The sequence below is a fragment of the Synechococcus sp. H55.9 genome, from assembly GCF_047462355.1.
GTDB lineage: Bacteria > Cyanobacteriota > Cyanobacteriia > Thermostichales > Thermostichaceae > Thermostichus.
This window is the reverse complement of the sequence record NZ_JANSJB010000082.1, coordinates 1-1,953: the sequence shown is the minus strand read 5'-3', so window position 1 is coordinate 1,953 and position 1,953 is coordinate 1. Positions and strand designations below refer to the sequence as shown.

Genomic DNA, 1,953 nt, shown 5'->3' with positions numbered 1-1,953 from the left:
CCAGTCTATGGCAGGGTCTATACCTAGAGTTAACTATCTCTTAACCCCTTCATAATGTCAAGGCTTCTCGTAGAGCTCTTGGGAGACTTGCGCCAGGACATAGCCGTCTTCCGGTCAAGCGGCTCTTTTGGGGGCAAGGGAGGAATTTTGGGTCTGCCAGGCCTGCCTAAGCTGTCTGAGGCATTGTTGCCAACGCCGCAGTTCCCCGGCTTCCAGCGCGATCCCGCCAAAGCGCACCTCCAGGTAGCGCTGCAGGAACTGGATGGCCAGCTCGGCTTGGGGCAAGTTGGACTGGCGCAAGTGTTCTAGGCAGGCTTCCGGCCCCAGGTGGGCTGGGATCCCCACTGCCGTCGCCAGCTCCCGCAGTTGGAGGTAAAGTCTGGAGATTGCCTGGCGGCGCCGCTGCGATTTGGGCAGGGCCGTCGGGATCCAGCGCATGCCGGCAAAGGCCAGACTTGGCAGCAGGATCCCGATCATCCAGGTGGGCCATTCTGGGGGCGGCTGCCACAGGGATCCCATCACCACTCCATTGCCAAGTGTGGCCAAGAGGACCCATCCCCCATCCCGCCAGTGCAAAGCCTGGTAGCGGCGGCGGCGGCCCCAGTAGGCCGTGAAGCCGGTGATCAAAATCACCCCCAGCAGCGGCAGGCTGTTCTGTTGCAGCCTTTGCCCCCAGCCCACCAGACCGCGACGGAAGGCGGCGGCAACATCCTCTCGATCGGAAGAGACCGCTACTGCACTGGCGATCTCCTGAATCTGCCGCCAGATCTGCCGCTGGGTGGATAGGTCGTACTGGATGACGTACTTAAACCAACGGAAGCGCAGGCTGTCGTAAAAATCTTGCAGGGGATCCCACCAGCTTTGCCGCTGGCTGACATTGGCCTCTGGCGGCGTGGCGTCGAAGAGGATCCATCCATAGGGGCCAAAGGGGATCTCCGTCCAAGAATGGGCATCGGCGTTGCGCACCGCCAGGTACTTTTCCTGCGCCACCCAGCGCCCGCCCAAAAAGCCATTGACCACGCGGGCCGGGATGCCAATGCTGCGGGCCAGCACCGTCAGGGCGGTGGCAAAGTATTCGCAGTGGCCGCGGCGGTGGGTAAACAAAAAGGCCTCCAAAGGCGGTTCGGCCCCGGGATCCGGCAGATCCGTGGTGTAGGCGTAGTTCTCCAGCAGGTAGTTCTGCAGAGCTGTCGCCTTGCCAAAGACATCGGGGATCCCAGCCGTGATCTCCTCTGCCAATGCGGGAATGCGCGGATCCAGCTCTGCCGGCAGCTGCAGGTAGGCTGCCTGCTGGGCTGGGTCAAGAGCACTTAGCAACTCCGCCTGGCCGAGCTGGCGCAGGCGGGGCCCCAGATCGCGGGGGATCCAGCTCACGGCGCGATAGAAATAGGGCATCCGGGGGGGCAGGGAATGGCTGACATCCCCGCTCTCGTGCAGGAGGAGGCGGCGAGTTTGCCGTTGCCATGCCTGCTGAGGGGTCATCGCCCCCCCCCGATCCAACCACTCCACCTCCAGCAGCGGCGCCACCCCAAAGACGGTGTTGGTGGCCAGCGGCTCTAGGTAGATAAGCTGCTCCAGGGGAAAGAACTGGAGGTCGCTAGCGGTGGGGATCAAGGGGGAAGCCGAGAGATCAAAGACCCCTGCTGCATTGGGGAAAATCGGGATCGCGCGGTTCAGCGTCCGCGACCAAGCCCGCCCGTCGTAGCGATCAAAGCTGATCCCCCGCCAGTAGAGGGACTCCACCTGAGGCGGCACCCCTGCCGGGAACTCCACCCGCATAACAACAGTGCTGTCGGTCTTGAGGGTGCCGAACTCCCCCAGGCTGACTTCCTCGGCAAAGCCAGTGGTCATCACCGGCGAGCGGGCCTGCCGGCCTAGGAGCCCCAAGCTAAGGCGCGGAAAGAGGAAAAACAAAACCACCGCGAGAAGGGTTGCCAGCAAAGCCAGGGATCC

1 protein-coding gene is annotated in these 1,953 nt (G+C 63.1%); it reads right to left on the bottom strand.

The window, feature by feature from the left end; all coding sequences use genetic code 11:
• Positions 1–114: 114 nt before the first annotated feature.
• Positions 115–1,953 (bottom strand): DUF3488 and DUF4129 domain-containing transglutaminase family protein (locus NW857_RS10285; RefSeq protein WP_414368876.1); only part of this gene is annotated, 1,839 nt, incomplete at its 5' end.